The 6,782-nt window shown below is 72.7% G+C and carries 4 protein-coding genes and 1 pseudogene; 2 read left to right on the top strand and 3 right to left on the bottom strand.

Features of this window, described 5'->3' with window-relative positions:
• Window positions 1–340: 340 nt before the first annotated feature.
• Together AB0I88_RS08795 and AB0I88_RS08800 are read right to left on the bottom strand one after the other, a co-directional pair.
• The gene (locus AB0I88_RS08795; RefSeq protein WP_361020298.1) at window positions 341–1,357 is read right to left on the bottom strand and encodes a GNAT family N-acetyltransferase; all 1,017 of its coding nucleotides are present in this window, start codon (window positions 1,355–1,357) and stop codon (window positions 341–343) included.
• Between the two features lie 109 nt (window positions 1,358–1,466).
• The gene (locus tag AB0I88_RS08800) at window positions 1,467–3,056 is read right to left on the bottom strand and encodes a lytic murein transglycosylase (RefSeq protein ID WP_361020300.1); all 1,590 of its coding nucleotides are present in this window, start codon (window positions 3,054–3,056) and stop codon (window positions 1,467–1,469) included.
• A gap of 101 nt (window positions 3,057–3,157) precedes the next feature.
• Here AB0I88_RS08800 and AB0I88_RS08805 point away from each other — a divergent pair, with 101 nt between their 5' ends.
• Complete coding sequence (locus tag AB0I88_RS08805) at window positions 3,158–3,376, top strand: zinc ribbon domain-containing protein (RefSeq protein WP_361020302.1); 219 nt, start codon at window positions 3,158–3,160, stop codon at window positions 3,374–3,376.
• A gap of 552 nt (window positions 3,377–3,928) precedes the next feature.
• Window positions 3,929–6,553 (top strand): adenylate/guanylate cyclase domain-containing protein, encoded by a 2,625-nt coding sequence (locus tag AB0I88_RS08810; RefSeq protein ID WP_361020304.1) that lies wholly within the window; start codon window positions 3,929–3,931, stop codon window positions 6,551–6,553.
• Here AB0I88_RS08810 and AB0I88_RS08815 read toward each other — a convergent pair.
• Window positions 6,546–6,782: pseudogene (locus AB0I88_RS08815) on the bottom strand (hypothetical protein); the annotation flags it as partial. The gene AB0I88_RS08810 and the pseudogene AB0I88_RS08815 overlap by 8 nt on opposite strands.

The following is a 6,782-nucleotide window of genomic DNA, read 5'->3' on the forward strand; positions in this document are numbered from 1 at the left end:
GTCCCGGCGTCATGGCGTCCGGTGGGCGGAGGGCCGGTGTGCAGGGTGATGTGTGTTCGGAGAACGTGACACCCGTGGTGGGTGTGACGACACCCGTTGCGGGTGTCACGTCTGCGGAACACCGATGGCCCGTGATCCGCGTCCCGCCTCCCCGGACGGGGATTCGTTCCTGCGTGCGCTGCCAGCCGGGGACCGTGGCGGTGGTTGCGTGTGGCGGCCGGCCGATGCCACACGCTGAGTCCATGGGACGGCGTCACCGCCGGTGGTCGGAGCGGAGAACAATTGGCCAGCAGTGTCGGGGTTGCCTCAACTCAGCTGAGGCAGCCCTGAGCCCGTCGGCTCAGCTCTTCTCCAAGCTCTGGACCAACTGGGTCACGTCGGCGATGTATTCGTACCAATCGCGGTCGGATTGGTAGCCCAGCTCGGCGTTGACCTTGAGCATCGACTCGTTGTGCTGCGCGTTCCACGTCTGCACCTGGCGCAGCGTCGGCTCGGCGGCCCGCAGCTCGAACAGCATCCGCGCCTTGATCGCACGGTCGATGCCGTAGCCGCGGTGTTCCCGGACGACGATCGTGTCGTACTGGTCGGCGCGTTCCGGATGCTGTGCCGGCACGACCACCTCGGTCAGCCCGGCGACGCTGCCGCTCGCCTCATGGATGGCCAGCACGATGTACGGCTTCAGACCGCGCTTGTGAAGCGTTTCGATGGAGTCGCGAAGCCGTTGCGGGTCGGAGGAGCGAGGCGCCAGGTCCAGGTCGTCGTCATCGTGCTGCGCCTCCGCCTTGGCCTGCGCGTAGGCGTCGAGCAGATGGTCCGGTGGCCCGCCCGGGTGGTACTCGATCCGGTAGCCGGGGCTGATCCCGCCGGCCATGCTGCCGAGAGACAGCCAGTCCACCGCGTCCAGATTGAGCACGCCGCGGGTTTCCACATACTCCCGTTCGAAACCGAGAGACTCGTAGAACGGGATGGCCGCGGTGCCGCCGATCGCCTCGACCCCGATCGAGGAGAAGCCCTCCAGGTAGGCGCGGCGCGCCGCGACCGCCACCAGTTGCCGGCCCAGACCGCGGCGCCGAAGCTCCGGCCGGACCAGCACCTCGAGCACGCCGATGTCACCGAGCAACAGGATGCTGACATGCGCGAAGATCTTGCTCTCGCCCTCGGGGAGCCGATCATCTTCGGCCACCCAGGTGATCCGGCGTTCGCCCGGCATGGTCTCGGCCAGATAATCCCGAACTTGCACGTCGCGCCAGGGTGGATCGTCCGGCAGGTCAGCCGCCAGAACCGCGTTCACCGCCTCCACGAGCGAGCGGACCTCGGCCGTGGACGCGGAGCGGGGATCCCATTCACGCACCCTCACGGGTACATCGTGCCGTTTGTGAGACCTTGTGGGAAGTGCTGACCACGCAAAAGTACGGCTGCCCTCACGCTGCGTCGTGAGGCTCGCCGGTTCGCCGCCGCCGGGGCGCTCACGCCTTGCTGCGGCGCCCGTAGTCGTCGGCGACCCGGAACACCTTCTCCGCATAGGGCCGCACCGCGTTGTACGACAGGATCGCGTCCCACCACGACTCGCCCCGGGACATGTCGCGACCGCCCTTGCAGAGGTAGACAGCCGCGGTCAGGCTGGCGTCGTCGATGTCGTTCGGGTTCGCCACGCCGTCCCGGTCGGCGTCGACGGCCGTCTCCTTCCAGGTGGACGGGATGAACTGCATCGGCCCCATCGCCCGGTCGTAGGTCTTGTCGAGATCCATGACGCCCTGATCGGTGTCGGCGATCAACTGCCGCCCACCCTGCCCGTCCAGCGGCAGCCCGAGGATCGCCGGCAGAGCCACCCCGTCGGCGCCCAGCACCGCCCCGTTGACACTGCCGTGCGACGACTCCACCTCCCCGATGGCGGCGAGCGTCGTCCAGTTCAGATGGCAGCCGGGGGTGGTTTGCGCGGTGACCAGCTCGGCGTAGACATAGGCCTGAACCGCGACCACCGGAATGCTGACCCGGGTGCCGATCTGGGACGCCCATCCGGCCAGCGCGTCGGCCGGCCGGGTGTTGCCGACGCCGGGCTGTGGCAGCCCGCCCACTCCCGTGGACAGCCCCGGAACCGGGAAACTGGGTGGCAGGCTCCCCGGCACCCCGGGCGGCACGCCCCCTGGCGAGGCCCAGACGGCGGGCGGCGCCGAAGCCCCGTCCGTCGTCCCGAACGCCGGGGTCGAACTCGGTGCGGGCGCCGCGTCGAGCGCCTTCGGCACGAGATAGGCCCCGGAGGTGACCGCGAGCGCGACGAGCACCGCCAGCACCAGCCCGGGAAGGACCACCCGCCCGCTGGGCCCCTTGGCCCAGGCCGCGGTGCCCCGAGCCGCCCGACCGGCGACTTGCGCCGGCCGAACCCGCCGCCGCCCGGCCGGCCCTTTACCGGTGCCGTCGGTGCCCTTGGTCGTTTCGGCCGGGGTCTTGCCCGGCTCGGTGGGTCCGGCCTTTGCGCCGTCGGTGCTCTTGGTGGTTTCGGCCGGGGTCTTGCCCGGCTCGGTGGGTCCGGCCTTCGTGCCGTCGGAGCCCGTGACCGTTGTGGCAGGCGCCTTCTCCGTGCCGCTGTCCCCGGCCTTGGCGGCTTCGTCCGCACGCCTGTCCGGCTCGGTGGGCTCGGCCTTGGTGTCCCGGGGCGACGCGCTCTCCGGCTCGGCGGTCGCGTCCGCCGAGCCGCTCGGACCGGCTGTGGCCTTCCCGGCGCCATCCGATGCGGTCCGGGCACTGCCGCCGTCTGTCGGCGCGATCGGCCCGTCGACCCCGCCGGGTGCGGGCGAATCCGTCGACGCGGGGCCGGCGGCCGCCGAATCCGCTGGAGTCTCCGCGGCTGGTGTCCTGTCGCCGGCCGTCTGCGCCGGCTCGGGACCGGTGGCTGCCGGAGCGGCGGGCGTGACCGTGGCCGGCCCGGGGCCGGTGGCCGCCGGAGCGGCGGGCGTGACCGTGGCCGGCTCGCCCGGGGCCGCGCTGGAACCGCCCTGGTGCGGCGCCGCGGGCCGCAACTCCGGCCGCTCTGCTGGGTTCTTCCGGACCTCCGCCACGCGTAGACCCTACCCGCCGGCAAGCACTGTCGGGGAGGCCGCCGAAGCCCTGTGGACAACTCCGCCTACCTCTCTCGGGGCAGGGGCCCTACGCTGGTCGGATGCCGCGTTATGAGTACCGTTGCCGCGCCTGCGGCGCCACCTTCGAGGTCAACCGTCCGATGCGGGAGGCCGCCGACCCGGCGACCTGTCCCGAAGGCCACGGCGACACCGTCAAACTGCTGTCCACTGTCGCTGTGACCGGTCGTGGCGGGCCGGCCCCGGCCCCGGCCGCCGGTGGGGGCGGCGGTGGCTGTTGCGGAGGTGGCTGCGGCTGCTGACGGTCCGGACCGCCGCGCGACCGACCCGCACCCGGCCGCGCGACGGTCTTGCCGCGCCCGGGCAGGCCCGCGGCTCCCGGGGCAGTCCCGTGGCTCCCGGGACGGGCGGGCGCACCGGCCTGGATGCGTGGCGAGGGTGACGCCGCGATGAAGTCCCGGCGAACGGTCCGGGATCCGGCGAGGCTTGCCGCGGAAGGACATCACGACGGCGGCACGGTGAGGGGTGTGGGGATGGGCCGCGGGGGAGTGACCATGATCAGTGTCGACTTCGGGCGGTGACGTCCCGCTCGCGCGCGGTGGCGAAACGGTGACCCGTACGGGTACACCCGAACGGCCTGCCGGTTTTGCCCGCATGCCGCGTTTCCGCGTTCGATCTCTTTCGTTACGAGACGCGTAGTCCCGTATGCCTCCGGTCGATCCCGCGATCGACGTGTCCTCCATAAGGGGTCGGCCATGGCGGGCAAGCGGTTACCGTCCGTTTCTACGATGTGCGGTGACGCAGAGATACGGCAGCATGAGTCGCGACTTCCCAAAGGGGGCGGAGGTTCCACCGTGTCGGGACGGATCGAGCTACCCAGTGGCCTGGTGACCTTTATGTTCACCGACATCGAGGGCTCGACGCGACTGGCTCGGATGCTCGGTGAGGCGTATCGGAGCGTCCTCGGCGCGCACCGAGCCGTGCTACGCGCTGTGTTTGCTGAGTTCGATGGTGTCGAGCTTCTCACCGAGGGTGACTCCTTTTTCGTGGCGTTCTCCAATGCCGACGCGGCCGTCGCGGCGTGTGTGGAGGCGCAACGGAGACTGTCCGGATACGACTGGCCACGCCAGGATGCGATTCCTAAAGTCCGGATGGGACTGCACACCGGCCGGGCCGTTCCGATCGGTCAGGAGTACGCGAGCGCCGAGGTGCACCGTGCCGCCCGGGTGTCGGCGGCCGCGCACGGCGGGCAGGTGCTGTGTTCGGAGGCGACGGCTCTCGCGGTGACCGCCGCCTATGCCGCGATGTCGGGTGGGGGCGCGGCGGCCGCGGCCACGCTGGCCACCGTGGATCTGTTGGACCTCGGCGCCTACCGGTTGCGCGGGTTCGACGACGACGAGCGGATCTTCCAGGTGTGCGCGCCGGGCCTGGAGCGGGACTTTCCCCGCCCGCGGACCGCTGAGGCGCCCCGGCACAATCTGCCCGCCGAGCACAGCCCGTTCGTGGGGCGGCGTGCGGAGCTGACCGAACTGGCCGAGCTGATCAGCCACAACCGCCTGGTGACGGTGGTCGGTCCGGGCGGCTCCGGGAAGACCCGGCTCACCCTGGCGGTGGCCGAGCAGCTGCTTCCGGCGTACCCGGGCGGGGTTTGGACGATCGATGCCGCGACGGCGGCGCAGGGCCTGCCCGCCGCTCTGGCCGCCGCACTCGGCCTGCGCCCGGAACCGGGCCGGCCGTTGATCGACACGGTGGTGGAGCAGTGCGGGGAACGCCGGATGCTGGTGCTGTTGCAGACCTGCGACGCGGCGCCGGCGCTGACCGCCACGCTGGCGCACCGTCTGCTCAGCCGGTGCCGCAGGCTCGACGTGGTGGCGACCGGCCGGGCGCCGCTGGCACTGCCCGGCGAGACCGTGTGGCGCATCCCGCCGCTTGCCCCGGCGGACGCGTTCGCGCTGCTGCGGGACCGTGCGGCGGCCGCGCAGGGCGGCCGCCCGGGTGACGGTGACGCGCAGTTGGCCCGGCTGGCCGCACGGCTGGAGGGTTCACCGCTGGCCATCCAGCTGGCGGCTTCCCGGTTGCGGCTGCTGCCGGCCGAGCAGTTGGCCCGGCGGCTCGACGACCCGCTGGGCGCGCTCGACAACGACGCCGCCGGGGACGGCCGGCACGCCAGCCTGGCCAACAATCTCGCCTGGTCGTATCGGACGCTGGGTTCCCGGGCCGCGGACCTGCTGCGCCGGCTCGCCGTCTTCGCCGGGCCGGTCGATCTCGCCACGGTGGAGTGGTGTGACGCCGACGCGCTCGGCGCCCTGTCCGAACTGGCCGACAAGTCGCTGGTCGAGGTGGTTCCCGGTCCGCGGTACCGGATGTCCGACCAGGTGCGGGCCTACGCGCTGCGCCGGCTCGCGGCGACCGGCGACGAACCGGCCGTCCGCGACCGGCATCTGACCTGGTCGCTGCACACCCTGGACCGGGTGGCGGTAGCGGCCGAGGACCCGGCCCGGACCGTGTCGCTCACCGAGTTCGCCCCCTATGTGGCCGAGTGGGAGGGCGCGCTGCGCTGGGCCGCGGCCATCGGCGACGTGAGTGCCGGACTGCGACTGGCGGCCGCGCTGGACCCGTGGTGGCGGGAGCACGGCGGCGGGCGGGACGGCCGGAGGCTGCTGGCCGCCCTCTACCGGGCGCTTCCCGGTGACGGCTCGGTGACACCCGCCGAGTTGTCCGGCGCGTACCTGGTGCACGCCGGCCTGGCCACCGACCGGGTGGAGCGCGAACGGTTCCTGACACGTGCCGAGGAGGAGGCGGGGCGGTCCGGTGATCCGGCACTGCCGATCCGGGTCCGGGCCGCCCGGGTGGCGCGGCCGGACGGCGATCCGCCGACCGCCGAGCAGAGCTGCCGGGAGGTGATCGCCCAGGCCGAACGGGCCGGCGTCCCGACCGCGGCGCTGCCCGCCGTGCTCACCCTCGCCGAGCTGCTGTGGCGGCGCGACGCGCTCACCGAGGCGGCCGATCTGCTCGGCGCGGCCCGGCATCAGGAGGCGATCTGTCCCGAGGCTCGCGGCCGCCGCGCCGTCGACTGGCTCCTCGGCATGGTCGCATTGCGCCGCGGCGACCTGGTAGCCGGCCACGATCACCTGGTGGTGGCGTTGCGGTCCCGGCTGCGGCACGGCTTCCGGGGCGCGGCCGCCGACGCGGTGGCCGCGATCGCGGTCCGCTGTGCGCTCGGCGGTGACCCGGCGACCGCCACGGTTCTCTTCGGCGGGGCGGAGGCCGCCAGGGGCGCCCGCCGCACCGAGTCGTTCGGCGCGTTCTGGTCGGCCCAGCAGGCGGCCCTCCGTGCCGCTCTCGGTGACGCCGCTTTCGACGCGGCCTACGCCGACGGCGCCGGCCTGGGGTTCGACCGCATAGTCGCCATGGCGCTGGCCGTCGAACACCCCGACCTGGAGAACGGTGCGGTCCGCTTCGCCCAGATAGTCAGATGAAGCCCATTTCTGGTACGGCGTTCCCCGCCCCGGAGACAAGGACCGTTCCGCCGAGCCCCGCGCTCATCCGCCGGGTCGAGCCCGTGCCGCGCGTTCCGGGCTGAGCTGGGTGGTTCGGCTGGTCGTGGGTGCTGTTCCAGCGCCGCTGGAACAGCACCCAGCGCGGGTTGCGCATGAGGTAGCGCAGCAACTCGAACTCGGTGGCGGTCAGCGTGACCAGGTCGCCGCC

It is taken from the genome of Actinoplanes sp. NPDC049802 (genome assembly GCF_040656595.1).
Taxonomy (GTDB): Bacteria; Actinomycetota; Actinomycetes; order Mycobacteriales; family Micromonosporaceae; genus Actinoplanes.

Excerpts from the sequence above, each read along its gene's own strand:
- AB0I88_RS08805 (WP_361020302.1), top strand. The coding sequence starts at position 3,158 with ATGCCGCGTTATGAGTACCGTTGCCGCGCCTGCGGCGCCACCTTCGAG.